The following is a 26,175-nucleotide window of genomic DNA, read 5'->3' as shown; positions in this document are numbered from 1 at the left end:
AGAGCGGCGCTCGCCAATCTCCCAACTGGCGCGAATTATACACGAGCGCCGAGCGGGACTCTACCGGAAGTTAATTGAGCGAGTCGGCGATGCCCCACTCCGCCAACGCTCGTTCGTTCAGGATGCGTTCGAATCGAGGCCGCAGCACCAATTCGAACACGTGCTCCTTCCCCGGGAAAAGATCGAGAATTTCAGCTTTCGTCTGTTCGATCAACGCCACCGCTTCCTCTCGGCTCAGTGGCGTAAACCGCAACCGCCAGCAGGTAAGATCCACGCGGAGGCGGAGCCGCAGCATCCGAATCTGCTCCTCACGAATCTCAGCCGGACTCGCCATGGATCTACACGGGATTCCGCAGCGCCCTCACCTCGTCTACGGCAGCATCGACCACGCGGACGCGGCGGCCTTCGACTTGCAGACGGCCTTCGGCAAAGAGCTGCACCGCTCGCGGATAAATCCGATGTTCCTGCTCCAGGATCCGCGCGGCCAGGGTTTCGGGAGTGTCCCCGTCCAGCACGGGCACTGCAGCCTGAATAATAATGGGACCCTCGTCCACCCCTTCGGTCACAAAGTGGACCGTACAGCCGGCGATCTTGACCCCCCACTCCAAGGCCTTCTTCTGCGCCTCCAGGCCGGGAAAGGCCGGCAGCAGCGACGGATGAATGTTCATCATGCGGTTCTCGTACGCGTTGATCAAAACGGGCGTGACGATTTTCATGTACCCTGCGAGGAGAACCAATTCGACTTCGTATTTCCGCAGCGCGTCCAGAATGGCGTGGTCGTAGGCCTCCCGACTGTCGGGCCGGCCGGCAAAAGACTTGGGATCGAGAAACACATCGGGCGCTCCGTGCTTCCTCGCCCGTTCCAGCGCCTGGGCATCCTGCTTGTTGCTGATCACCACAGCGATCCGAGCCGGCAGCGCCTCGGTTTCGATCGCGTCGATGATCGCTTGAAGGTTCGATCCCCGGCCGGAGGCCAACACTCCCAGACGGAGCGGCGTGGTCCGGTTACCCGACATATTCGACCTGTTGGTCTTCCGGCCCGGCATCCACGATCTCGCCGATCCGATACGCGGGATCCCCCAAATGAACGGCGCGGGCGATCACCCCTTCGGCGGCCGGCGGCGGCACGATCAGAATCAGCCCGATCCCCATGTTGAACACGCGATACATCTCGTCTCGATCAACGCGTCCGCGTTCCTGAATCGCTCCGAAGATCGCCGGCACCGGCCAGGCGCCACGGCGGATTCTCGCCCGGCATCCTTTGGGCAACACCCGCGGCAGATTGTCCGTGATGCCGCCGCCGGTGATATGCGCCATGCCCTTGATGGAGAACTCTCGCGCGAGCGCCAGGATTTGCTTGGCGTAAATGCGCGTCGGCGTGAGCAACGTCTCACCGAGCGGGTGCGCCAATTCGGGTAAACGGCTGTCCACCTTCAATCCACATTCGTCCAGCAGCACGCGGCGTACCAGCGAATAGCCGTTGCTGTGCAGGCCCGAGGACGCCAACCCGATCAGCACGTCGCCGGGAGCGATGTCTCTTCCGTCGATCAACTTCGGCCGGTCCACTACTCCGACCGCAAAGCCGGCCAGATCGTATTCCCCTTCCGCGTAGAAGGACGGCATTTCGGCGGTCTCCCCGCCGATCAACGCGCAGCCCGCCTGCCGGCAGCCCTCCGCGATGCCGCGCACGATCGCCTCGGCCTTCGAGACGCTGAGTTTCCCGGTCGCCAAATAGTCGAGGAAAAAGAGCGGCTCGGCGCCGCTGACCGCGACATCGTTCACGCACATGGCGACCAGATCGATGCCCACCGTATCGTGGCGGTCCATCAGGAACGCGATTTTGAGCTTCGTGCCGACGCCGTCGGTGCCCGAGACCAACACCGGATCCGTGTACCGATCCGCCGGGAAGCGAAACAGCCCGCCGAAGCCGCCCAGATCGGTCAGTACTTCCGCCCGAAAGGTGGACCGGACGAGCGGCGTGATCCGGCGCACGAACTCGTTGCCGGCCTCAATATCCACTCCGGCTTGGCGGTAGGTGGTCATAGGATTCGTGCTGAGTTATGAGCGCTGAGTTGAAGGCATCATCCTAGCCGGTCAGCGCGGCAGATGGATGATACCGGAGGAGCACGGGCGGGTCAACGAACCAACTCCACCAACGTTTCCAGGTGCGCGGTCTGAGGAAACATGTCGAAGGGCTGCACCCGGATGATCTGATAGCCGCCGGCGCGGAGACGGGCCAGGTCGCGCGCCAAGGTGGGCGGATCGCAGGACAGGTACAGCAGCCGGGAAGAACCAAGACGGATCAGCCCTTGCGCGCAGGCTTCGCTTAACCCGGTGCGCGGCGGATCGACCAGCGTTACGTCATACTCTTCGGAATGCACCGTCTCCAAAAACGCCTCCGCCGATTCGGGCCGGAACCGGCAACGCCCGACGTGGTTGGTCTTCGCCGCATGCCGTGCGTCGGCCACGGCCCAGGGGTTCCCTTCCACCAGTGTCACCAGCGCGCCCCGTTTCGCGATCGGCAACCCGAGCGTCCCGATTCCAGCGAACACTTCGAGCACGCGCAGACCGGGGGCCGGCGCCGCCCATTCGGCAACCGTCCGCGAAAGCGTCTCGTTCAGCGCCCAGTTGGCCTGCATGAACGACCGCTCGCTGATGCGAAAAATCAGATCGCCGAGCCGATCGGCAACCCAATCCTGACCGGTCACCCACCGTGCTCCATTCCGGCCGATGACGACCTGCCCAACGACGTTCGGCCCATCGCTCCACAAATCCCAGAGTTCGCGAGCCTGTTCCCGTGTGGCCGGCCCGGTATGACAGACGAGCAGGATCGAGCCGAATGCGACCGAATATTTGACCTCCAGCGTCTCCAGCCGCACCGGCAAGCTCCGGTGAGCGGCCAACCGCTCGCTCATCAGTGCGACAAGACGGCGGACCGCCTCAGGCGTCAGGAGACAACATGACGCTTCAACCGGTTTGTGCGAGCCCTCCTGATGGAAACCCAGTGCAAACCCGCTTCGCTGACGAAACACCGTGAAGCGGACCGAACTGCGGTATCCATATGCGCTCGGCGAAGGAATGACCGGAGCGATGTCGTCGACCTTCAACTTCCCCACCCGCGCCAAGGTCTCTCCCAGCACCTCGCGTTTCAGCTCAAGTTGCGCCTCATACCGGATATGCTGCAGTTGGCATCCACCGCAGGTCTCATAGACCGGGCACGGCGGCACGACCCGGTCCGGTGACGCCTGCACGATGTCCCTGATCGCCGCCTCCTGATAGCCTTTTTTCGACGCCTTGCCGATGACCGCCACAGTCTCCGCCGGAATCGCCCCGCGCACGAACAACACCTGTCCGTCATGCCTGGCCAGTCCCTTCCCGCCCTGCACCAGCTTTTCGATGGTGACCGTCACCGGTTCGTGGCGCATGAGTTCTGCCATTCAGACCTCGACCAATGAAGCGATTTGCTCACTACTCCATCACCCACTCAACTCCCGACTGCAGCCGCCAGGACAGCGGTCAACGCGACTTTGCGGGCGAGCCATCCTTACGGCTTGAGGACTCACCGGTTTCCAGAGCACAAAGGACGACGAAGAAAGCGCCCAGCTAACCCTTGACAGGTATACGGCTTTCGTCTTTGCACGAAGGCGGCCGAGTCCTCAGCGAACTTTCAACCCTTCGACTTCCACCATTCTGGTTCGTGATGGCGCCGGACAGAGAGCACTGCCTCCCGCAGCGAAGTCCCTCGGGTACCCGCTTGCGGGTGTAGGTGAGGTGCGAGGACGGCCGGACTGTCCGGCGACAGGACCCGCGAGCCTGCCCCCCTAGCCCTCCGGCCGCATCTCCACTTCGAGCAACTTGATCTTCCGATGCAGGTGGCTGCGCTCGATCTTCAGATCGTCGGCGGTGCGCGAGATGTTCCAGTTGTGCTCGCGCAACTTCCGGGAGATGTACTCCTTCTCGAACGCGTTCCGCGCGTCGCGGAGCGAGTCGTAGGGTTTGGTGAGCAGCGAACCGGCGGGAGCGGTGACCGCTGGAGCGGCAACCGCGGGGCGGGAGTGCAAGGACATCGCGACGTGCGACGCCTCGATCACGTTACCGGGCACCATGATCAGCAGGCGCTCGATCAAATTACGGAGCTCCCGGATATTGCCGGGCCAATCATATTGCTGGAGCAGGTCCATCGCCTCGGGCGAGACCTGCTTCACTTTCAAACCCTGTTCCTCCGCGTTCAAGTGCATGAAATGCCGCACCAGCAGCGGGATATCCTCCCGGCGCTCGCGAAGCGGCGGCACGTCGATCGGGACGACGTTCAGCCGGTAGAACAAATCCTCCCGGAACGTTCCCCTCTCGATTTCCTTGGGCAGATCCTTGTTGGACGCGGCCAGCACCCGCACATCGACCTTCAACAACCTCGTCCCTCCGACGCGGGTGAACTGCTGCTCCTGCAACACGCGCAGCACCTTCGCCTGCGTGTTGAGACTCATGTCGCCGATCTCGTCAAGGAACAGGGTGCCGCCGTCGGCCTGTTCGAACTGCCCGCGCTTCATCGAGGTCGCCCCGCTGAACGCTCCTTTTTCATGGCCGAACAGCTCGCTTTCGATCAAGGTCTCGGGGATCGCCGCGCAATTCACCGCGACGAACGGCCGCTCCGCGCGCGGGCTTTGCTGATGGATGGCGCGGGCCACCAACTCTTTTCCCGTGCCGTTTTCGCCCGAGATCAAGACCCGGCTATTGGTCGGCCCCGCGGTGGCGATCAACTGCCGGAGTCGCTGCATGGCCGGTGAATCGCCGACCAGCTCGAACCGTTTCTCCACTTTGGTCCGGAGGCTGAGGTTCTCCTGCTCGAGCCGATGCTGGTCCAGCGCGTGCTTGACGCGGAGCGTCACGTTCTCCAGCGAAAGCGGCTTCTCGATGTAATCGTACGCGCCCAACTTGATCGCTTTGACCGCGGTCTCGATGGTGCCGTGGCCGGACATCATCATGACCATCGCCTGAGGCGCCGACTCCCGGATCCGACGGAGGGTCTCGAGCCCGTCCATCTCGGGCATCGAAATGTCCAGCAGCACCAGATCGGGCGGATCCGCAGCGAAGATCTTCAGCGCTTCCGCGCCGCTCTTCGCCACGAGGACCTCGTAGCCTTCGTCTTCCAGGATGCTGCTCAGCGAATTCAGAATGGAGACTTCGTCATCCACGATCAGAATCGTCGCCGACATGTTTCCCCTCGTTACCCGTAACGCGTGATGCATGACACGTGACAAGCAGGGATCATGGGTGCCACCTCTTTACTTTTGCGCTCGTCACGCTTCACGCCTCACGGGTCACGGCCTTCACACCGGCAATTCGAACGTAAACACCGCGCCCTTGGGTTGGTTGTGGCTCGCCTGGATCTGCCCTTCGTGATCCGTGATGATGCGGCGCACGATGGCCAGGCCCAACCCCGTCCCGGTTTTTTTGCGCGAAAAGTACGGCACGAACAATTTGTCCTGATCCTCGGGCGCAATCCCCGCGCCCTCGTCGGCCACACTCACGACCGCCCGGCGCCGCTTGGTGTCGTACCGCGTCGAGACCCACAGCCGGCCCCTCTGATTCATGGCCTGCACGGCGTTATCGAACAGGTTCACGAACACCCGCTTGATCTGCTCGTAATCGAAATTGAGCGCCGGGAGATCGTCGTCCAGGCTCAGCACGAATTCCACGTCGCGATGGGCCCCTTCATAGAGGGTGACCACTTCTCTGATCACCTCATGGAGCGAACCCGGCGCCAGGCGCGGCGCCGGCAGCCTGGCGAACTTGGAGAATTCGTCCACCATCTGTTTGAGACTGGAGACTTCGTTGACGATCACCTGGGTGGACTCGTCGAAGATCCGGTCGAAGTCCGGCGCTTTGTCGAAGAATTTTTTCCGCAGCCGCTGGGCCGACAGTTGGATCGGCGTCAACGGATTCTTGATCTCGTGGGCGACCCGTTGGGCGACTTCCTGCCAGGCGGCCGCCTTTTGGGCCTTGATCAATTCGGTGAGGTCTTCGAACACCAACACGAAACCCAGGTCCTTGTTGGCTTCATCCCGCATCCGCGAGCAGCTCAGACCGATGGTGAGAAATTTGCCCTGCACGTCCATCTGTCCTTCGATCGCCAGGTTGTCCCGTTGATCTGCCAGCATCCGGTCGTACACCGTCTGGAACAGATCCAGCCCGAATTCCTTGAAGGCTTCGTTGGCCGGCCGGCCGCGGAACCGATCTCCCCACAGACCGAGAATGCGCTCGGCCGACGGATTGAAGGTCGTGATGATCCCGTGGCGGTCGATCGAAAGCAGGCCGGCTGCGATCGTATCCACCACCGTCTCAATGTAGGCGCGCCGGCGATCGAGCTCAAGGTTCGACTGGCGGAGCGAGACGTTGGCCTCTTCCAGTTTCGACTTGCTGAACCGCAGGTCCTCGGTCATCCGGTTGAACGAATCCACCAGCGTCCCGATCTCGTCGGCGGCCTTGACCTGGATGTTCACGTTCAAGTCCCCCTGCGCGATGGCCTCGGTCGCTTCGGCCAGCCGCTGGATCGGCACCGTGATGCCGCGCGCGACGTAGAAGCCGAACCAGGTCGCGCCGAACAGAATCAGAACCGTGATGACGGCGACGAAGAGGTACGCGCCCGCTTTGATGGGATTCTTCATCGCCTTGATCTGTTTGTATTCGGCGTACTGCCGGCCGATGCCTTCCATCTTGGCCAACAGCGATTCCGGCACGTAGGCGTCCACCACGACCACGCCGTCGATCTCGCCGCGCCGGGCGTTCGAGGCGATGGGCACCCCCGCGCGGATCAGCCGCCCGTTCTGCGCTTCCTGGACGGAGGTGAGCTCCTGCTTTTCGTTCAGGACCTGCAGGACCAGTTGGCCGATCGGCAAATCCAGCACCATCGCCGGCACATCCGGATTGAGGGCCTTGGTGAGGGTCTCCATCTTGGCGGAAAAGACCTCGATGCCGGCGACGTTGTATTCCACCCGTTTGCGCGCCATCGCCGCCACCAGCAGATCACGCTGCTCGTGCGTCAGCAGGTCTTCCCGGTAAATTTCGTGGCTGATGGCCCGCGCGCTGTTCACCGCCAAGGCGATGTGGCCTGCGTGATGCATCCTCGCCACTTCGTAGGAATCCTTCATGACGCGCTCGATCTGATCGCTGAACCACACGTCCACCGCCTTGTTCACCAGTCCGCTCGCCACGAACGCCAGGAGCACGGTCGGGATCAGCGAAAAGCCGATGAACGCCGCGACCAGCTTGGCGCGGAAGCCCGATCCCGCCAGCCGGTGCCGGCGTTCGAAATAGGCTTTGATCAGGTTGCGCGAGAGCAGCAGCACCAGCACGACCAGGCCGATCAGGTCAAGGTTGATCAGCAACAGCACGAAGGCGTACCCGGTGCTGGGCAGGAAAGAGCCGGAGTCGGCGGTCCCCGGCACGTACTGGGAGTAGTAGACCGTGAGGGCCAGGCAGGGAAGGAGAAGAATCAAGACAATCCACACCGGCCGCAAATGCATCGCACGGCGATCCGGCTCGGTGGGACCTGCGGGCGCCTGGCCGATCGGACGGATTGCCGCCTTTGCGCCGCCCGCCGACGGCGCTGGGTCGCCCGGCTGATCGCCGGAACTCTTCAGCGTCGTGACCGGCGTGTCGACCTTGCCGATTTCAAACGGTTCCGACATTCGACCCTCAGAATACTCCCTGAATGCCGTCACGTCACTATAGCGAATTCACGCCGGAGTCTCAAAAGCTCTTCCTCAAACCGCGGTGACACTGGGGCGGCATCGGAAACGGCGACGGGAAAGGACAGGAGACCGCGGAAGGAGTCGGCGACCAGGGCGTGCGCTTCGGCGCTTACGGCGTGTGGATCGCGTGCTTGCCCGCCGCCAAATCGACGTACTTCATGCGCAGGGCATAGAGCATCTCGCTCAGCACCCCCTGCTCCTCCGAAGTCAGGTTGCCCTTCGTTTTGACTTCCAGAACGGATAGGAGATCGATGATCTCTTTGGCTTGCGGCAGGTTGACCGGAACCGTTTGCTGCTGAGGATCCGCCTGCTCCCCCATCAGCATAAACGCGGAAGTGCCGAGGGAAATGACGAACGACGAAAACGTGACGGGAACACTCGATCCGGACGATTGACCGGCCGTCCGCGCGGAGGCATCCGTCGAACCGGCTTCTGAGGCGGTACCAGGCTGACCGGCGGGTGCAGATTCTTCCGAGCTCCCCCTTCCCCGGCGATCTCGGATGACAAACCCTTTCTCGTCCTCTCCGCTCATCGCGACCACCGTCATCCAGGCAGAGAAAACGAGAGATAGGCTATCACACGTTCGATCGGAGGCGCAAGCCGCAGGCGGGCGCAGGCGCAGGCGGGCATTGAAGCGGCGACGGAAGTCGGTATAATGGGCTCCGCATCGCCGCAATCCGGCCGACGCAACAAGGTCTCCCGCATGTCGCAGAGTTTCAGCAAGCTCGTGGAATTGATGGCCGCGCTCCGGGCGCCCGACGGCTGTCCCTGGGACCGCAAGCAAACTCACGAGTCGTTGAAGCCCTATCTCCTGGAAGAAGCCTACGAAGTCCTGGAAACCATCGACAGGCGGGACACGGCCAAGCTCAAAGAGGAGTTGGGCGACCTGCTGCTGCAGGTCCTGTTTCACGCCCAGATCGCGACGGAAGCCGGCTCCTTCACGATCGAGGAGGTCATGCGGATGCTGGCCGACAAGCTCATCCGCCGACATCCGCACGTGTTCGCAAGAGATCGTCAAGGCGAATCGGCGGTCGACGCGGACCAGGTGCTGAGCCGCTGGGAAGACATCAAACGGGCCGAGCGGGAACAATCCGGAGGGACCCGCTCCGTCCTGGACGGCGTCCCTAATACCTTACCGGCCCTGCTGCGGGCGTATCAGATCCAGGCCAGAACGTCGCGCGTCGGTTTCGATTGGCCGCACAACGCACAGGGCGTCGAACAGGTGCTCGACAAGATCGAAGAGGAAATCCAGGAACTGCGGGCCGAGCTGTCGCCACCGTCCCGCGGCGATTCCTCCTCCTTGGCCGACGGCGCCGGGTCCGCGCCGCCTGAGGCCGTGGCGACGGAACTCGGAGATCTCCTGTTTTCGCTCGTGAACCTGGCCCGCCTGCTCAACGTCAACCCGGAAGACGCGCTGCGCCGCGCCGCGAACCGGTTTTCAGAGAGGTTTCGCCACATCGAGGCCGAGGCGGCGCGTCAGGGCCGGCCACTCGGCGACCTGTCGCTCGCCGAAATGGACGCGTTGTGGGAGGAGGCCAAACAACACGAAGCACAGGCGTCGGTCCGACCGGACACCGGGTCGTGACGCCGCAGCCCAGGGCGCGGGTGACCTATGGAGCGCGAGGAGAACTCCTACCAGGAAGGCAAACGCGCCGGCGTGCATCCGCTCATCGTCGTCTTCGGCGTGATCTTCGGATTATGGACGTTCATCGCCCTCATTGTCCCGAGTTCCAAGCACAAACAGGCGGCGAACCCCGAGCCGGTGCCGACCGCGATTCCCGATGACGCCGACGCCGCGCCGGTCATCTACAAAGTTCACGCCGCCATTCCGGACGTGAATGCGATCAGCATCGTGGTCCCGGTCCAGGCGACCAATAGCCAGATCGTCGGCCTACTGAAGCGATTCCGCGACGCGCGGCTGTCCAACACCCTGTCCAACCTGTTGCCGCCGACGACGCCCGGCCACCAACTCGGCGATCACGCCGTGGCGGACATTTACATTTTCTCGGACCCGAAATACGCGCAGCCCGATGCCGTCCGCGTCCTCGCCCGAGGCGCCCATGCGCCGGGCGAGCTGTACCCGCGGGCGATCCCGTTTGAAGACGCGATGGAGCAGGTCCGCGGCCACTATCGCATCAATCTGCACGACACCGGGCAGCCCGACATCGCCTCGCTGGGCTTCGCGGATGAATCGGGAGTCCACTCCAAGCACTACCGACGCATCTTCTGATCGCCCGAATTCAGGCCCGCTTTTTGCGCGAAATCCGGCTTCCGGCGCGTTTCCTATCCCCAGCGCTTTTCGTAGTTCCTGTCTAACCTAGTGAATTCCCTAGCTGTAAGATTTCAGCCACAAGATCTTGTAGGCCGAGCGCGAAGAAACCCAATGCCTAAAAGTTGGGCAGGTTGCTCGCGGGCTCGCCGTTTCTGCGAATCAGCGCGTAGAAACTCGGTTGTCCACATGGTTATCCACAGATTCTGTGGGTTGGTTTCGAGTATGGGGATCGGCTCTCCTGAGGCAGAAATTTCCGTTACAGACGGACTCGTTGCCGGATCTCCGCTCTCAGCGCCGCCTGTTCGTCGTTCAGCCAGGCATCCAGCCGCGGGAACAGATGGTTGAGGGGACCGGTGAAGGGACCGATCAGCACATCCTGGCGCTCCGACAGCATGCCTTCCTGGTCGGCGATGCGCAGCTTCTGATCGGCAATGCGACGGGTCAGCACCTGATTGAGCAACAGTTGTTGTCCGGGACTGCCGGTGACCTGTCCCAACAACTTGCCCTTCACATAGTCCAATTCATCGGCGATCGAGATTTTCACCCGGACGCCGAACGGAGAGGGCCAGGTCGGACGCTGGATCGCATAGTCATAGGAAAAAGCGGGTTCGCGCGGTTCCCGATAGGGACCGCTCACGTTGAGAATGGTCAGCGTGTTATCCATGCGACTCCGCGGTATACCATAATCCGGATTCGCGCGCGGTCAAGTAACGGACGGCCGCCCCCGCGACGGTCGATCCGTCTCTGATGCAGTCAGGGATGCCGACCCCGCGATAGGCGGCTCCGGTCAGGAACAAGCCCGGAAACCGGCTCAGCGCCGTCTCGATGTCTCTAAGTCGATCGAGATGGCCCAGGGTATATTGCGGCATGGCGCGGCTCCAGCGATGCACTTCGACATAGCGCGGCGACGCCTCGAGACCGGTGATGACCCGCAACTCCTCACGCACCGTCCGCACCATCGTCTCGTCGTCCGCCTGCACGATCGCTTCCCGTCCGACGCCGCCGACATAACATCTGGCGAGCACCGTTCCCGCCGGCGCGCGGTGAGCCCATTTCAGGGACGTCCACGTCGCGGCGATCAGATTGCGTCCCTCGACGCGCGGCACGACGAATCCGAACCCTCTCGCCCAGCCTTGGGTCTGGTCGGCGCCGTAGGCCAAAGACACCGTCGCCGTGGAGGCGTAGGGGATCATCTCCAAAAGTCCCGCCGCCGACGGACTGAGCGGCCTGACCAACTCGGCCGACACGTACGCGGGTGTCGCCAACACCACGACGTCGGCCGACAGCACGGATCCGTCGTCGACCAGCACGTCGTACACCCATTTCCCGATCTCCCTGGAACGGACCCGAAGGGCGACCGCCCGAGCGCCGAGCCGCAGGGTCGCTCCGTCCTTCCGAATGCGACCCGCGAGCGCCGCGACCAGATCGCCGAGCCCGTTCCGCAGCGCGACAAACATCGTGCGGTGGAGCTTCGGCCCCGGCGCCCCTGTCTGAGCGGCCTTGCGGGCGGCCAGCATGCCCCGAATGAGACTCCCGTGTTGTTGCTCCAACTCCGGAAACCGCGGAAATGTCGCCCTGACGCTCATCTGTTCCGCGTCGCCCGCGTAAATCCCGGCCATGAGCGGCTCAAGCACCCGTTCGAACGCTTCGCGCCCGAAGCGGCGGCGGAAGAAATCCGCGAGGGACTCGTCACCCGCGACACGGCGCGGCGGCAGCACCACATCGAGCGCCATCCGTGCAAGTCCCGCCCAGCTCAGCAGCCCGCTTCTGACGAAAGGTCCGATCTGCCCGGGCGCGATGACAGCCAGGCCTTCGGGCAACTCGCGTAACCGTCCCCGCGAATAGACGCAGGCCTTGGTATTCGTCTGGTTCGTATTGATGAGCTGATCGGCCAGCCCGAGCTTCTCGCATAACTGGATGGCCCACGGCTTCTGGGAGAGGAACGAATCGGGGCCCGCCTCGATGACGAGGTCGCCTGCGCGGCTCGTCCGGATCTTGCCGCCCAAAACCCGATCCGCTTCGACGACGGTACAGGCGAGAGACAGACCTACCGCCTGAGCCTGTTCTTGCAGGGCGAAGGCGGTCGCGAGCCCCGCGATGCCGCCGCCGATCACGACTGCTGTTCGGGGTGTCCCGGTCACGGACGCCGCGTCAAGGGACCAGCGCAGCCTCGTGCGCCTGGATCACGGAGGCGAGGGTTTCGATCAACGCCGCGGACGCGTTCAGCATCGGAATGCGCTCCAGATGGATGCCTTTGGCTTGGGCCGACCGTTTGAGCTCGATATCGATGTCGTACAGCACTTCAAGATGATCCGAGACGAACCCGATCGGAGCGACGAGGACGTGCCGGTGGCCTTCGCGGCGCAAGTCCTCCACGACGGCCTCGACATCGGGTCCTAGCCACTTCTCGCCCGACCGTCCCCGGCTCTGGAACGCCAAGCGAGCCGTGACCGGTCTCACCCGCTCGCAGACTGCCTGCATGGTGCCTCTCACCTCGTCAGGGTACGGGTCTTTCATCTCGACAATCCGCTCCGGCAGGCTGTGCGCCGTGAACAGGATCGGCACATGTGCCCGCACCTCGGGAGGGAATGTCTGCAGGCCGAGCTGAATGTTGTCGGCGACGGCCCCGATCAGCCCCGGATGCCGGTGCCAACTTTCGACATAACTGACCGGACAGTCGTTGCCAAGCGCCCGTCGCGCCTCTTCGACCTTGCTGATGTAGGCGCCGATGCTCATCGAAGAATACTGCGGCGCCATGCACAGCCCGATCACCCGCTCGGGTCTCTCGTCCATCAGCTCTTCATAGGCATCCTTGATGGAGGGACGCCAGTGCCGCAGACCGACGGTGACGCGATACCGCTCGCCGCCGGGACCGTTCAGTTTCTGCTCCAGCTTGCGCGCGACCTCGCGGGTGATCTCCAGCACCGGGGATTTTCCGCCGGTGAGCCGGTATCGCTCCTTGATCTCCTCCACCAATTCCGGCGGCGTGGGCCGCCCGCCGCGCACATCGCGGAGATACGGCTCCACGTTCTCCACGCTATCCGGTCCTCCCATGGCCATCAAGAGGACGGCCGTCGGCCTTTGCGGTCCGGGCATGCTGCCTCGCCGTTATGCGTGACGCGTGACACGTGATCCGTAAAACGACCGGAAAGACTCTTGCGCATCACGCGTCACGTTTCACGCATCACGTCTCCCATTCTCTAGCGCTGACTCAGCTTATGCACCATCTCGATCGTCGCTTCAACCGATGCCATCGGCGTGTTGGGCAGAATCCCGTGACCGAGGTTGAAAATGTGTCCCGGGCGTCCGCCGGCCCGTCTGAGCACATCTTCCACCCGCCGCTCGATCTCATGCAGCGGCGCAAACAACGCGACCGGGTCCAGATTGCCCTGCACCGCCACGTCATACCCGACCATCGCCCAGGCCTCGTCCAGATGGATGCGCCAGTCGACGCCGATGACGTCCCCGCCCGCTTCGCGCATCAATCGCAGGAGCGCCGCCGTGCCGGTGCCGAAGTGGATCATCGGCACACCTTCTCGCTTGAGCCCCTCGAAGATCAGTTGCACATGCGGAAGCACGTACTCGGCGTAATCACCCGGCGACAAACAGCCGACCCAACTGTCGAATAATTGCACGGCCTGCGCGCCGGCGCGGATCTGGCGACGAAGATAGCCGGTCACCACACGCGCCAGTTTGTCCATCAGCCGGTGCCACGCTTCCGGCTCCCGATACATCAACTGCTTGGTCAACACGTAATTTCTCGACCCGCCGCCCTCGACGGCATAGCTGGCCAAGGTGAACGGAGCCCCGGCGAAACCGATCAGCGGCACCCGGCCGTTCAAGGCCCGCTGCGCATGGCGGATCGCCTCGGCGACGTACTCCAGTTCGTCCCCCTCCACCATCCGCAGCCGCTCCACGTCCGCCCGCTCTCTGACCGGATTGTGAATAACCGGTCCTTCTCCTTCTGTAAATTCCAACCTGATGCCCATGGCTTCCAGCGGTAGCAGGATATCGGCAAAGATGATGGCGGCGTCCAGCGGGAACCGTTCGATCGGCTGCAGCGTCACCTCGGCGGCCAGTTCCGGGGTCTTGCAGACGTCGAGGATCGCGTGCTTGGCCCGTACTTTCTGGTACTCCGGCATGTAACGGCCGGCCTGGCGCATGAACCACACCGGCGTGCAATCGACCGGCTGACGCCGACAGGCCCTGAGGAAACGATCGTTCATGGGGTCGGCATTCTAGAGGGGTGAGCGAAAGGGTGTCAAACGCGGCTAGACCCATTCGGAGTCGTCGCGATCCCTGGTCGATCGGACCTGATCGCGCAGTTCCTCGCGGATCGAGCGGCTGTCGGCGTCGAGCTCGGCGGCTTCACGTTCGGTCAGCACCCAGGCATCCTCCGGAGCCAATTCGATGCGGTAATGGTTCTTCCTGAGCGAGAACCATTCGATGTAGGGATGGGGCGTGAGCAGCGGATGGGGGTCGAACGAAATCAGGCTCACTTCGCCGACCTGGGGCACTTCGAAGTCGCCCAGCACCTGCGCGGCCAGCTCGTCATCCGTGAACCGGCTGTTCCGGAAACGGATGGCCTTGCCGTAGATCTCGCCTTTGAAGTTCCCGGCCAGATAGAACGTGACCGACCCCACCGCGGCAAAAATGATCCGTCCGACCACGCACCCTTCCACTCGATTATCCAGGTATCCCTCTTGAACCCAGCGGCCGTTGCCGAACTTCTGCGCCATAAGAACTATTGCGACGCGCGAGCTCAAACAGTCCCTTGTCAGGATCGCGCGTTCGCGCGTGTCACGCAAGTCTCGCACTCTCGCACCGGATCAGCCCCGCGTCCGGCCAGCATCCCCGGAGGCTCGATCACAGTCGCCACCTTCGGATCCGTACTGCCGAGCACAACCGCGCCTAGGATGATTCCGCCTCCGAGCCAACCCGCGGCATCCAGGCGCTCGCCCAGGAACCACCAGGCCAACCAGGCCGCATAGACGGGTTCCAGGGCGAACAGCAACGCGACCTGTTGGGCCGGCAGGAACCGTTGCGCCCAGATTTGTACCGCAAAGGCGCCGGTGGCCAGCAAGCCCGTCACCAGCAGCCCGACCAGCAGCACCGCGCTCGGGGTGAACATGGATGGCGCCGGCCCTTCCCAGACCATCGCAGGCAACATCGCCGCCGTGACCAACAGTAATTGCCACACGAAGAACGAAGCCGAATCGCCGACCCTTGTAAACCGCTCCAAGCAGGCGATGTGCGCTGCAAAGGCGGCGGCGCAGCCTAATGTCAAAGCGTCGCCCTGATTGACGGTCACCGTCGGTCGGACGAGAACCCAAAGGCCGATCGTCGCCAGAACGGCCGAGAGCCAGACTCGCCACCCTCGCCGGCGCAGGAACAACGGGACAAAGACCACATAGAGCGCGGTGATGAAGGCGGAGTTGGAAGCCGTCGTGTCGCGCAAGCCGACGGTTTGAAGGAGATAGCCCAGAAACAGCCATACCGTCGCGATCACGCTGATGCGAAGCATGTCCCGGTCGAACCGAAGCCGCTTACCCAACAGCGCGAACAACCCGACAACCGACAGGGTCCCTAACAGGAAGCGGAGGAACAGAAAGGAGAGCGGAGGAACTTGATCGAGAACGGCCTTGGTCGCCGGAAAGGTCGCCCCCCAGATCAAGGTGCTCAAGAGGAGGGCGAGTCTGGGCATGACGTTAGGAGCAATGTTGAATTGGGAATGAGAAAGGAGGAATTAGCATCAGAAAGCTTGAAGCGGTAGAACCCGCAAACGTCTCCATTTCACATTCCACACTTCTCATTCCTCATTCCTCATTCCTCATTCAACGCTCTACGGCTTACACAGCGGGCACTTGCGCTGTTCGGTCGTTCCCGCTTGCTCCATCGCCTGCAGCGCCCGTTGTTTATCAGGATAGTCGAACCAGCCGCCTTCCCAGAAGTCGCTGCTGGTCACATTCGATGGCACCTCCGAACAGCGATCGCGGTGCAGCGTGGCTCGATCAATAGCGCGCGCGATATGGACCCAGTAGATCATAGGTCAGTGAGGAGTGATGGATGATGGCGTGACGCGTCGAGGAGAAGTAGGATTGAGTGTTACGGCAGAAGTTGCCACTCATCCTTTTCAATGAACACCTTGGCCCCGGACTCCAGTTTCTTCAGGTCTTCTTTGTCGAAGATACGCATATAGCGCTCGATGCGATCCGGATCGTCTATGCGCTCCTCCTGCATCAGCCCGCTCGACATCTTGTACTTTCGAATCAACACAGGCATGCACGCCTCCCCCTTGCCGACATATCTCCTTGCAACCCATTGAACTGTGTTACAATAGTGCAAACTCGAGCAGCCGGTCAAGCCCTGGAAGCCGCGAGCAAAATCGACACGTCTCGGCAACAGCTTCTCCGGCGCCCCGAATGATCGCACACGCTGACCGGGAGCACACCCATGCCGATGTATGAATATCGCTGCGAAGGCTGCGGCGAACAGTTCGAGATCGTCCAATCCGTGCACGCGAGACCGGAAGACACCGTGTGTCCCCACTGTAAAGCCCAGAAGGCGACCCGCCTGCTCTCATCCTTCGCCTCGAAAGTCGTCGGCGACCATAAGCCGACGTATTCGGAGATGAAGGCATACAGCATGCTCAATGAACGGATGCACAAGTTTTCGAAGCTGCCGCCGATGTTCGGCAAGCGAACCGACCCCCCGCCCATGGGAACGTATATCGGGCAGCAGGACCCGTCTTCCACAACCGACCGCGGCTCAGAGAATTCCTGACCGCGGTTGTGACGGCCGACTCCGCCCTTCTTTTTTATGATCACCCCTTTGCAGCCAATGCCTTATCCGGTCGACCATGAGACGCTTTGAGAAAGGAGGGATCATGCGAGCGAGAATTCTGCTCGCGTTATTGTGTGGTCTTACCATCGCCGGCATCCCCCTCCTGGGCATCGGCGGCGATGTGTCGGGCTCGCTCATCATCGCCGGCAACGGCCCGGAACTGCAAACCATCGAAGCCCTTGCCAGAGCCTTCGAAAAAGCCAATCCGCGGGCCTACGTCGATATTCTCTGGGATGAAAATTCCAAGCCCGTCGAATTGGTGAAATCAGGCCGCGTGCATCTCGCCGTCACCGGAACCGAGGACCCGGAACTGTCGGCCACCCAGATCGCCTGGGACGGCATCGCCATCATCGTCAATCTCTCCAATTTCACGAAGGAAGTGACAAAGCAACAGGTTGCCGATATCTTTTCGGGCAAAGTCAGGATGTGGTCCGATCTGGGAGGACCGGAGACCAGGATTCTGGTGATCGACCGGCCTCGCAACCAGAACATCCGCGATGCCTTCGAAGCGCAATTGGGCATTGAAGGCAAGATCCACAATTCGGCCAAAGTGATCGGGCGCGACGACAAGGTGATCAAAACGGTGGTCGGCACCCTCCCGCCCATGTCCGCCGTGGCCTATGTGTCTCTCGGGCAGGCTCTGGCGGCCGTCACGACGGGTGTCGCGGTGCGGTTGCTTCCTGTCGATAAAGTTGAACCGGAAATGCCGACGGTGAAGGACGGGCGCTATCCGCTTCGCCGGCCCGTGTTGCTTCTCTCGAAGAAAGAGCCCAATCCGGTGGTCGACGCGTTCCGGGAGTTCGCCCTGTCCGACGCGGGCCAGAAAATCGTTTCCGAAGCGTATACGCCGCTCGCAAAAAAACAATCCTAGCGAAGGAGGTCCGTATGTGGAAACACGTCTCTCCGGTTCTCACATTGCTGCTCATCACGGGATTCGTCGCCGTGCCTGTCGGCGTCGCCCGAGGTGAAGGGGCCAATGTCGAGGGTTCCGGCTTCTCCCTGTTCGATATGGAATCCATCAAGGGCTTTGACGCCCAAAAGGTGGAGAAGGATCCCGTCTGCGACCGAACCAAGCGCCCGAAGATCCTGAAGGTCGAGCCGGATGAAGCGAAGCCCGGCGAAAAAGTCGTCATTAAGGGCGAGAATTTCGGCACGAAGGAATGTTTCCACGGCGTGGCCTTCAGCGCTGCCGGAGCCGCGCAGGTGGAATATAAGTTCGTCAACGACTCCACCATCGAAGCGGTCGTTCCCGACACGAAGGCCGGTATGACCTTCATCGATGTCGTGGCGGGCGGTGGAAACGCCCGCTCCAAGGGATTTCTGATCAAGCCGAAGTAATCTCCCACCTTCTTTGGATGGAACGGTCGGAAGCGCGCGTCGATTCTCGACCGTTCCACTGTTCCGCAGGGCCATCAGACACGTCTGATCTCCTTTCCGCTTCCTTCCTGCGTCTCGACAAGACTCCTGAAGCTGTGCTAGGTTACGCGATCTTTTAACCCCCCAGTGGCCGCCCGTCGAAAGCGGCGCCACGCCGACGAGCGAGAGCGATGTTCAAGAAAATCCTGGTCGCCAACCGGGGCGAAATCGCTATGCGGATCATCCGCGCCTGCCGCGAATTGAACATCGCGACGGCCGCCATCTATTCGGAAGCGGACACCGCCGGCATCTATGTCAAAAAGGCCGACGAGGCCTACTTGGTCGGGCCGGGACCGGTGAAGGGCTTCCTGGACATGCAACAGATCGTCGACCTGGCCAAGCGTATCGGCGCAGACGCCGTCCATCCCGGCTACGGATTCCTTTCGGAAAACGCTCAGTTCGCCCATCTGTGTCGGGCTTCCGGCATGACCTTCATCGGTCCAAGTCCCCAAGCCATCCATCTCATGGGCAACAAAGTCAAGGCCCGGGAATTGGCCAAGGAAGTCGGAGTTCCGATCGTTCCCGGAACCGACGGCGGTGTGGCCGGCGCGGAGGAAGCCCTGGCCTTCGCTCGGACCGTCGGCTACCCGGTCATGATCAAAGCCAGCGCCGGCGGCGGAGGACGGGGGCTGCGCGTCGTCCGCTCGGACGCCGAACTCAAAGAGAGCATGGAGACCGCCTCCCGAGAAGCCGAGGCCGCCTTCGGCGACGGGAGCCTGTTCATCGAGAAATACATCGACCGGCCGCATCACATCGAGTTTCAGATCCTGGCCGACCAGCACGGAAACGTCATCCATCTCGGGGAGCGGGATTGCTCGATCCAGCGCCGCCACCAGAAACTGATCGAGATCGCGCCGTCGCTGATCCTGACGCCGAAGCTCCGGGCGGAGATGGGCGAGGCCGCCATCGCCATCGCCCGCGCGGTCGACTATGACAACGCCGGCACGGTGGAATTTTTGCTGGATCAGGAAGGCCGGTACTATTTCATCGAGATGAACCCGCGCATCCAGGTCGAGCATACGGTCACCGAGCAGATCACCGCGATCGACATCGTACGGAACCAGATTTCGATCGCCGCGGGCAAGCCGCTGGATATCCGGCAGGAAGACGTCACGCTTCAGGGCCATGCCATTCAGTGCCGCATCAACGCGGAGGACCCCCGCAACAATTTCCGGCCCTGCACCGGTACCGTCACGGCGTACCTCTCGCCCGGCGGGATCGGCGTCCGGATCGACGGCGCGGTGTACAAGGACTACACGATTCCACCCTATTATGACGCCCTGCTGGCCAAGCTGACGGTCCGGGGCCGCACCTGGGAAGAGGCGGTCAGCCGGATGCATCGCTCGCTGGAGGAATACGTGCTGCGCGGGGTGAAAACGACGATCCCGTTCATGAAGGCGATCATGGAAGAACCGGACTTTCGGGCCGGCCGGTTCGACACCTCCTATTTGGAGACGCACCCGGAACTCTTCAACTACGACGAGCGGATCGAACCCGAGGACCTGGTCCTGGCCATCTCCGCGGCGATCGCGGCGTATGAAGGACTGTAGGGTTTCCGGCAGGAGACGAACCCCCCAATTATGAAATCTGAATCGTGAACGCTGAATTCAAAACTACGAAACCGACAATTCGGAATTCATAATTCACCATTCACGAAGTGCAGAATGGTCCAACGCCGAACAAAGACGGCGGCGCCGAAAAAAGCCGCCAAAGGCGCCCGGCGATCCAAAACCGTTCGGACGTCGCCCCGGGAGGCTCCGGCTCTTGACCTGCAATCGGCGCCGGGCAAAAAGCTCATGATCACGGACGTCGCCCTGCGCGACGGCCACCAGTCCCTCCTCGCGACGCGGATGCGGACGGAGGATATGCTGCCGATCGCCCAGAAGCTCGACGCCGTCGGATATTGGTCGCTGGAAGTCTGGGGCGGCGCCACCTTCGATACCTGCCTGCGGTTTTTGAAGGAAGATCCCTGGGAACGGCTCCGCGCTCTCCGCGCGGCGATGCCCAACACCAAGCTGCAGATGTTGCTGCGCGGGCAGAACCTCGTCGGCTACCGCCATTATGCCGACGACGTGCTCGAACAGTTCATCGAGCGCTCGGCCGCCAACGGCATCGACGTCTTCAGGATCTTCGACGCGTTGAACGATGTCCGGAACCTCGAGCGGGCAATCCGTGAAGTGAAGATCTGCGGCAAGCACGTCGAAGCCGCGATCTGCTACACCGTCAGTCCGGTCCACAGCTTAGATCGCTTCGTCGATCTCGCCAGGCAACTGGAGGACCTAGGGACCGACACGCTCTGCATCAAGGACATGGCCGGCCTGCTGGCTCCTTTTGACGCGTACGCGCTCGTCCGCAAGTTGAAAGCCGCCGTCCGGGTGCCGATCCATTTGCACACGCATTACACCTCGGGCATGGCCTCCATGTCGTCGCTGATGGCGATCCTCGCCGGGCTCGACATGCTGGATACCGCGATTTCGCCGCTGGCTGGCGGCACGTCCCATCCGCCGACGGAGAGTCTGGTGGCGGCCTTGCGCAACACCCCATATGACACCGGGCTGGAATTGCGAGCCCTCGAGCCGATCGCGGAGCATTTCCGGACCGTCCGCAAAAAATACCGTCAGTTCGAAAGCGACTTCACCGGCGTGGATGCGGAGATTCTGACCTCCCAAATCCCCGGTGGCATGCTCTCGAACCTGGCCGCGCAACTGGCCGAACAGAACGCGCTCGACCGGATGAAGGAGGTCCTGGAGGAAGTGCCGCGCGTCAGGAAGGACATGGGCTATCCGCCGCTCGTCACGCCGACCAGCCAGATCGTGGGCACCCAGGCCACCCTCAACGTGTTGACCGGCGAGCGGTACAAGGTCATCACCACGGAAACGAAGAATTATTTTCTGGGCCTTTACGGCCGGGCACCGGGTCCGGTGGACCGGGACGTGATGGCCCGCGCGATCGGGGACGAAGAGCCGATCAAGGGTCGGCCGGCCGACCGTCTCGACCCGGAGCTGGACGCGCTCAAGAGCGAACTGCCTGTTGGGGCCAGGTCGCCCGAGGACGCACTCTCTTACGCGCTCTTCCCGACGATCGCCCGGGAGTTCTTCGAAGCGCGCGAGCGCGGCGAACTGACACCGGAGCCTCTGGAGCCGCCTGCGGCGAGCGGGCCGGCCGTCGCGCACGAACTGCATCTGGCGCCGGTGGAGTTCAACGTGACCGTTCACGGCGAGACGTATCACATTCGGGTCTCCGGCTCTGGACGCAAGACCGACGGGCGGAAGCCATACTACATTCGCGTGAACGACAAGCTGGAAGAAGTGCACCTGGAGCCCATTCAAGAAGTCCTGGCCGGCGTTCCAGAACTGCCGGAGTCGAAAACCGGCGGGAAGCCCAAACGCCCGAAGCCGACGAAGCCGGGCGACGTGGCGCCGCCGATGCCGGGACGGGTCGTCAAAGTCCTGGTGGCTCAAGGCGACACCGTGAAAGCGGGAGATCCGCTGTTGATCATCGAGGCCATGAAGATGGAAAGCCGCGTGCCCGCGCCCGTCGACGGGACGGTCGCCGCCGTGCATGTCGCCGAAGGGGACAATGTGAAGACGGATGAGACCCTGATCCAACTGGAGTGAGCCCGTGCGCCCCGTTGCGTCGTCCGCATGCCCGACGGGCCGGGTCCCTTTTCCTGCAGTCCTTCTGATCCTCATGGCCGCCATCGCGAGCGGTTGCGCTGCCCACCCAATCCCCCAATGGTTCGATGCGATCGAACGGATGCCGATCCACACGGTCCTGGTCGACGGCCATCGCATCGCCTACCTGGACAAGGGCGAAGGCCAGCCGGTCATCCTGATCCACGGATTCGGCGGTTCCATGTGGCAGTGGGAATATCAGCAACATGCCCTTTCAGCGGAGCATCGCTTGATCACGCTCGACGTGCTCGGATCGGGATTCTCCGACAAGCCCGCTCTCGAGTACCGGCCCGATCAGTTGGTCGAGTTCTTCCGCGGCTTCATGGACGCGCTGAACCTGCCGCGCGCGTCGCTTGTCGGGAACTCGATGGGAGCCGGACTGGCGATCGGCATGGCGCTAACCTACCCCGATCGGGTGGACCGTCTGGTCTTGATCGGAGGCCTGCCGGACCGCGTCGTAGAGAAACTGGCGAGCCCGTTGATCCGGCGCGCGATCGAGACGCGGGCGCCGGTCTGGCTCGCCTCTCTGGGAAATTGGCTGCTGGGCCGAAGCCTCACGGAAACGGTGCTGCTGGAGATCGTGCATGATCCCTCGCTGCTGACCCCTGCGGTGATCGACCGCTCGATTCGAAACCGGCGACGGCCCGGGCTGATCGGTCCCCTGCTGACCCTCGCCCGGAATCTGCCGCTCTGGGAAGAAGGTTTCGCCAAGCGCCTGGGCGAGATCCGTCATCCGACGCTCGTTCTGTGGGGCTCGCAGGACCGGGTGTTTCCTCCACAAGTCGGCCATGACCTGCACCGGACCATTCCCGGCTCGACCTTTGCGGTGATTCCCAACGCGGCCCATATTCCCCAGTGGGAGCAACCGCAGGCGGTGAACCCGGTGCTGATCAAGTTTCTGCAACCTTGACTTGGTCCAAACCCTGCTCCTATATACACGACAAACGGACAATGCTCGGCCTTCGCGCCGTCGCGTCGATTCTCAACGCATGGAGGAGAGTATGAATATGCTCCGGTTTCCTGTTCTCGTCGGCGGTACGCTCGTAGTGTCGATAGCGACTGCGGGCTGCGCCGGCATGGGTCAGTCCGCTGAATCCGGCTTTCTCTACAAGAACCTGCCGGTGGCCACCGGAAGTGCGGCGGCCGGCGAGGGGAACAGCGTGTTGTTCAAGGGCAGCCCCCTGGCCCTGGCCGGGCCCGGCATCAAAGTCGGCGACAGCCTCCGCGAGGTGAAACTGACGCAGACGGACTTGTCGCAGGTCAGCATCACCGACACCAAAGGCAAGGGGAAGGTCCGGATCATCAGCGTCGTGCCCTCGCTCGACACCAAAGTCTGCGAACAACAGACGCACTATCTCAGTGAAAAGAACCACGGACTCGACAAGATGGTCGAGTTGATCACCGTCAGCGTGGATACGCCGTTTGCGCAGAAGCGTTTCGCCGAGGAAGCCAAAATCAACAACGTCACATTCCTCTCCGATTACCGCGGCGCGGAGTTCGGCAAAGCCCACGGCTTGTTCTTGAAGGATCCGCATATCCTGGCGCGCGCCGTCATGGTGGTAGACAAAAACAACACGATTCGCTATCTCCAGGTCACGCCGGAACTGGCGCAACTGCCGGACATGGACGCCGCGTTTCGATTCGCCCGGTCGCTGGTGACGGCCAGCTAGCCTACAATCCCTGATGACGCAATGTCATTGCATCAAGTAGGTTCGAGCTTGATCTGATGATTTCTTGATCTGATGATCTGTTGATCTGTTACCTGGCCGGATTGCATCAGATCGACAGATCAACAGATTCGCCCATTTCGCACTTCACGGTTCACGTCAAATATGGCGCACTACGACATGCTGGTGATCGGTACCGGCCCGGCGGGACAGAAGGCCGCCGTTCAGGCGGCCAAGCTCGGCAAGAAGGTCGCGATCGTCGAGCGCAAGGAAGTCGTTGGCGGCGTCTGCATCAACACCGGCACCATTCCCAGCAAATCGCTGCGCGAGGCCGTGCTGTACCTGTCCGGCTTTCACCAGCGCAGCCTGTACGGAACCAGCTATCGGGTCAAGCAGGACATCACGATGGAGGATCTGATCTTCCGCGCCAACCACGTCATCAAACGGGAAATCGAGGTCATCCGAAACCAGATGGCGAGGAACCGCGTGGAACTGATCTTCGGCACCGCCAGCTTCGTCGATCCGCATCGGATCCGAATCGCCCAGACCAAAGAGAGCCTGGAACACACGGCCGACTACATCGTCATCGCCGTCGGCACGGTGCCGGCCAGGCCCGGTCATATTCCGTTCGACGGCGACGCGATCATCGACACGGACGGGCTTCTGAATCTCAAGCGCCTACCCAAGTCCATGACGATCGTCGGCGGCGGCGTGATCGGGACGGAATACGCCTCGATTCTCGCCACCATGGGTATGCACGTCGTGCTGATCGAACGGCGCCCGCGCCTGCTGGAATTTGTGGACACGGAAATCATCGAAGCGCTCCAGTACCAGATGCGCAACATCGACATCACGCTTCGCTTTAACGAGGAAGTGATGGCGATCGAGAAAGCCGACGACCAGGTGATCGTGCGGCTCAGGAGCGGGAAAGAAATCGCCGCGACCACGGTCATGTATTCGGTGGGACGCATGGGCGCCACCGACGGGCTCAATCTTGAAGCGATCGGCATCAAGCCGGATGAGCGGGGCCGCCTGCGCGTGAACGAGCATTTTCAAACCCCCGTGCCGCATATCTATGCCGCCGGCGATGTGATCGGGTTTCCCTCCCTGGCATCAACGTCCATGCAACAGGGGCGCCTGGCGGCTTGCCATGCTTTCGGCCTTCCCGCCAAGATCGAGACGGAGTTGCTGCCCTATGGGATCTACTCCATTCCCGAAATTTCCATGGTCGGCCGCAACGAGGACGAACTGACCCGGGCGGGCGTGCCCTATGCGGTCGGCGTCGCGCGGTACCGGGAGATCGCGCGGGGGCAGTTGATCGGAGACGAGATCGGCATGCTGAAACTGCTGTTCCATCCGAACACGCACGAGTTGCTGGGCGTGCACGTGATCGGCGAGGGAGCGACCGAGTTGATCCACATCGGTCAAGCCGTCATGGCCTTCCACGGCCGTATCGAGTACTTCATCGACACCGTCTTCAATTACCCCACGCTCGCGGAATGTTACAAAGTCGCCGCGCTGGACGGTATCAATCGCCTGCCCCGACCGTGGGCCCCGATCAAGCCGACCGGCTCGGCTTGACGGCTTGTGGTCAGGAGACACTTCGCATGGCCCGACTCGTCGGTAACCGCCCGCGGCGTCCGGCCCTGATCACCCTGGCCCTCGAATGGTTTTTGAACCCGGACCATCTGCCGCTCGTGGCGGCGAAAGAGCACGGCTTCTTTCGCGACGAAGGCCTGGACCTCTCCATTCTCGTACCCACCGTGCCGGAGGAATCGCTGGACCTTGTCGCGCGGGGCAAGGCCGACTTCGGCGTGGGCGAACAGACCAACCTGATTAAAGCCCGCGGCCGGGGACAACCGCTCCTCTCGGTCGCGCCGTTGCTGGACCACACCGTTGTCTGTTTGATGTACCTCAAGGACGGCCCGATCAAGCGCCTGGAGAATCTGCGGCATCGGCGTGTGGGCTGGCCGGGGCTGGAGATCGATCTCCCGATCCTCGGCACCATGCTCGAGGCGGCCGGGCTCACCTACGACGAGATCCTGCCCGTCGATGTCGGATTCGCGCTGACCGACGCGCTGCTCACGGGCAAGGCCGACGCGGTGTTCGGGGCCTTCGTCAACTACGAGCAGGTGGAGGCGCAATTACGGGGCGCCGACATCGAGTTCGTCAGCCCCACGCAGTACGGAGTCCCGGATTTGTATCAGCTTGTCGTGCTGACGTCCGACCGGATGGTCCAACGTCATCCCGAGATCGTCCGCGGCTTCTGCCGGGCCTACGCGCGCGGGCTGGCCTTCACCCACGACTATCCGGACGAGGCGCTGGGACTCTACTTAAAAGCGAACTCGATGGCCGACCCGACGCTGTCCGCCAAGACGTTTCATGCCACCCTGCCCTATTTCCCCAAAACCCTGCGGCAGGAACCCGCCAGGTGGCAAGCGGTCCACGATTGGCTGCTGAGCCGCCGCGTCATCGAGAAGAAGCTGCCGTCGAACCGGTTGTTCACGAATCAATTCGCACCGAGGTCGCAAGTACCGGCCATGAGCTAGTAG

26 protein-coding genes are annotated in these 26,175 nt (G+C 62.4%); 11 read left to right on the top strand and 15 right to left on the bottom strand.

The genetic code is table 11. The features are described from left to right. Positions 1 to 70 precede the first annotated feature (70 nt). From AB1555_07800 to AB1555_07770, 7 genes are all read right to left on the bottom strand, one after another. Positions 71 to 334 carry a hypothetical protein gene (locus AB1555_07800; GenBank protein MEW6246598.1) on the bottom strand — a complete coding sequence of 88 codons (264 nt, stop codon included), beginning with the start codon at positions 332 to 334 and terminating at the stop codon, positions 71 to 73. A 4-nt stretch (positions 335 to 338) separates the two neighbouring features. Then, a complete protein-coding gene (gene purN, locus AB1555_07795) occupies positions 339 to 1,016 on the bottom strand; it encodes a phosphoribosylglycinamide formyltransferase (GenBank protein ID MEW6246597.1) in 678 nt (225 codons plus the stop codon). Then, positions 1,006 to 2,043 carry a phosphoribosylformylglycinamidine cyclo-ligase gene (purM, locus tag AB1555_07790; GenBank protein MEW6246596.1) on the bottom strand — a complete coding sequence of 346 codons (1,038 nt, stop codon included), beginning with the start codon at positions 2,041 to 2,043 and terminating at the stop codon, positions 1,006 to 1,008. The genes purN and purM overlap by 11 nt, the downstream gene beginning before the upstream one ends. Positions 2,044 to 2,135: 92 nt before the next feature. Further along, a complete protein-coding gene (gene rlmD / locus AB1555_07785) occupies positions 2,136 to 3,437 on the bottom strand; it encodes a 23S rRNA (uracil(1939)-C(5))-methyltransferase RlmD (protein MEW6246595.1) in 1,302 nt (433 codons plus the stop codon). A gap of 384 nt (positions 3,438 to 3,821) precedes the next feature. Further along, positions 3,822 to 5,213: a sigma-54 dependent transcriptional regulator gene (locus AB1555_07780; GenBank protein ID MEW6246594.1), complete on the bottom strand. Its 1,392-nt coding sequence runs from the start codon at positions 5,211 to 5,213 to the stop codon at positions 3,822 to 3,824. Positions 5,214 to 5,327: 114 nt separating this feature from the next. Beyond that, complete coding sequence (locus AB1555_07775; GenBank protein ID MEW6246593.1) at positions 5,328 to 7,688, bottom strand: ATP-binding protein; 2,361 nt, start codon at positions 7,686 to 7,688, stop codon at positions 5,328 to 5,330. 172 nt (positions 7,689 to 7,860) lie between these two features. Next, positions 7,861 to 8,283 (bottom strand): DUF1844 domain-containing protein, encoded by a 423-nt coding sequence (locus tag AB1555_07770; protein MEW6246592.1) that lies wholly within the window; start codon positions 8,281 to 8,283, stop codon positions 7,861 to 7,863. Between the two features lie 123 nt (positions 8,284 to 8,406). On the opposite strand from AB1555_07770, the gene mazG reads away from it, so the two are divergent. Together mazG and AB1555_07760 are read left to right on the top strand one after the other, a co-directional pair. Next, the gene (mazG, locus tag AB1555_07765; protein ID MEW6246591.1) at positions 8,407 to 9,336 is read left to right on the top strand and encodes a nucleoside triphosphate pyrophosphohydrolase; all 930 of its coding nucleotides are present in this window, start codon (positions 8,407 to 8,409) and stop codon (positions 9,334 to 9,336) included. A gap of 27 nt (positions 9,337 to 9,363) precedes the next feature. Next, positions 9,364 to 9,981: a hypothetical protein gene (locus AB1555_07760; protein ID MEW6246590.1), complete on the top strand. Its 618-nt coding sequence runs from the start codon at positions 9,364 to 9,366 to the stop codon at positions 9,979 to 9,981. A gap of 298 nt (positions 9,982 to 10,279) precedes the next feature. On the opposite strand, the gene AB1555_07755 is transcribed toward AB1555_07760, so the two are convergent. The 8 genes from AB1555_07755 to AB1555_07720 all read right to left on the bottom strand — a co-directional run bounded on the left by AB1555_07755 (position 10,280) and on the right by AB1555_07720 (position 16,305). Beyond that, positions 10,280 to 10,687, bottom strand: a complete 408-nt coding sequence (locus tag AB1555_07755) for a hypothetical protein (protein MEW6246589.1) — start codon at positions 10,685 to 10,687, stop codon at positions 10,280 to 10,282. After that, entirely contained in the window at positions 10,680 to 12,164 is a 1,485-nt protein-coding gene (gene hemG, locus AB1555_07750; GenBank protein ID MEW6246588.1) for a protoporphyrinogen oxidase, read from the bottom strand. Before hemG ends, AB1555_07755 begins: the two co-directional genes overlap by 8 nt. Positions 12,165 to 12,174: 10 nt before the next feature. Next, entirely contained in the window at positions 12,175 to 13,119 is a 945-nt protein-coding gene (hemH, locus tag AB1555_07745) for a ferrochelatase (GenBank protein ID MEW6246587.1), read from the bottom strand. A gap of 104 nt (positions 13,120 to 13,223) precedes the next feature. Next, a complete protein-coding gene (gene hemE / locus AB1555_07740; GenBank protein MEW6246586.1) occupies positions 13,224 to 14,249 on the bottom strand; it encodes a uroporphyrinogen decarboxylase in 1,026 nt (341 codons plus the stop codon). A gap of 45 nt (positions 14,250 to 14,294) precedes the next feature. Then, positions 14,295 to 14,762, bottom strand: a complete 468-nt coding sequence (locus AB1555_07735) for a hypothetical protein (protein MEW6246585.1) — start codon at positions 14,760 to 14,762, stop codon at positions 14,295 to 14,297. 38 nt (positions 14,763 to 14,800) lie between these two features. Further along, positions 14,801 to 15,727 (bottom strand): DMT family transporter, encoded by a 927-nt coding sequence (locus AB1555_07730; GenBank protein MEW6246584.1) that lies wholly within the window; start codon positions 15,725 to 15,727, stop codon positions 14,801 to 14,803. A gap of 138 nt (positions 15,728 to 15,865) precedes the next feature. Beyond that, entirely contained in the window at positions 15,866 to 16,069 is a 204-nt protein-coding gene (locus tag AB1555_07725; protein MEW6246583.1) for a hypothetical protein, read from the bottom strand. A gap of 59 nt (positions 16,070 to 16,128) precedes the next feature. Then, positions 16,129 to 16,305 (bottom strand): hypothetical protein, encoded by a 177-nt coding sequence (locus tag AB1555_07720; protein MEW6246582.1) that lies wholly within the window; start codon positions 16,303 to 16,305, stop codon positions 16,129 to 16,131. A 171-nt stretch (positions 16,306 to 16,476) separates the two neighbouring features. On the opposite strand from AB1555_07720, the gene AB1555_07715 reads away from it, so the two are divergent. The 9 genes from AB1555_07715 (at position 16,477) to AB1555_07675 (ending at position 26,172) form a co-directional block, all read left to right on the top strand. Next, entirely contained in the window at positions 16,477 to 16,806 is a 330-nt protein-coding gene (locus tag AB1555_07715) for a zinc ribbon domain-containing protein (GenBank protein ID MEW6246581.1), read from the top strand. Between the two features lie 103 nt (positions 16,807 to 16,909). Beyond that, positions 16,910 to 17,737: a substrate-binding domain-containing protein gene (locus AB1555_07710; GenBank protein ID MEW6246580.1), complete on the top strand. Its 828-nt coding sequence runs from the start codon at positions 16,910 to 16,912 to the stop codon at positions 17,735 to 17,737. A 14-nt stretch (positions 17,738 to 17,751) separates the two neighbouring features. Beyond that, on the top strand, positions 17,752 to 18,204 hold the full coding sequence (locus AB1555_07705) for an IPT/TIG domain-containing protein (protein MEW6246579.1): 453 nt from the start codon (positions 17,752 to 17,754) through the stop codon (positions 18,202 to 18,204). 209 nt (positions 18,205 to 18,413) lie between these two features. Beyond that, positions 18,414 to 19,832 (top strand): acetyl-CoA carboxylase biotin carboxylase subunit, encoded by a 1,419-nt coding sequence (gene accC / locus AB1555_07700; protein ID MEW6246578.1) that lies wholly within the window; start codon positions 18,414 to 18,416, stop codon positions 19,830 to 19,832. A 246-nt stretch (positions 19,833 to 20,078) separates the two neighbouring features. Next, entirely contained in the window at positions 20,079 to 21,899 is a 1,821-nt protein-coding gene (gene oadA / locus AB1555_07695) for a sodium-extruding oxaloacetate decarboxylase subunit alpha (GenBank protein MEW6246577.1), read from the top strand. A 73-nt stretch (positions 21,900 to 21,972) separates the two neighbouring features. Beyond that, complete coding sequence (locus tag AB1555_07690; GenBank protein MEW6246576.1) at positions 21,973 to 22,866, top strand: alpha/beta fold hydrolase; 894 nt, start codon at positions 21,973 to 21,975, stop codon at positions 22,864 to 22,866. A 91-nt stretch (positions 22,867 to 22,957) separates the two neighbouring features. Further along, positions 22,958 to 23,626: a thiol peroxidase gene (gene tpx, locus AB1555_07685; protein MEW6246575.1), complete on the top strand. Its 669-nt coding sequence runs from the start codon at positions 22,958 to 22,960 to the stop codon at positions 23,624 to 23,626. Positions 23,627 to 23,788: 162 nt separating this feature from the next. Further along, positions 23,789 to 25,204, top strand: coding sequence for a Si-specific NAD(P)(+) transhydrogenase (sthA, locus tag AB1555_07680; protein MEW6246574.1), 1,416 nt, complete (start codon positions 23,789 to 23,791; stop codon positions 25,202 to 25,204). A gap of 26 nt (positions 25,205 to 25,230) precedes the next feature. Further along, positions 25,231 to 26,172 (top strand): ABC transporter substrate-binding protein, encoded by a 942-nt coding sequence (locus AB1555_07675; GenBank protein MEW6246573.1) that lies wholly within the window; start codon positions 25,231 to 25,233, stop codon positions 26,170 to 26,172. Positions 26,173 to 26,175: the final 3 nt, after the last annotated feature.

This window comes from Nitrospirota bacterium (assembly GCA_040755395.1).
Classification (GTDB): domain Bacteria; phylum Nitrospirota; class Nitrospiria; order Nitrospirales; family Nitrospiraceae; genus DATLZU01.
The sequence above is the reverse complement of the archived record's forward strand: the minus strand, read 5'-3'. Positions and strand labels throughout refer to the sequence as shown.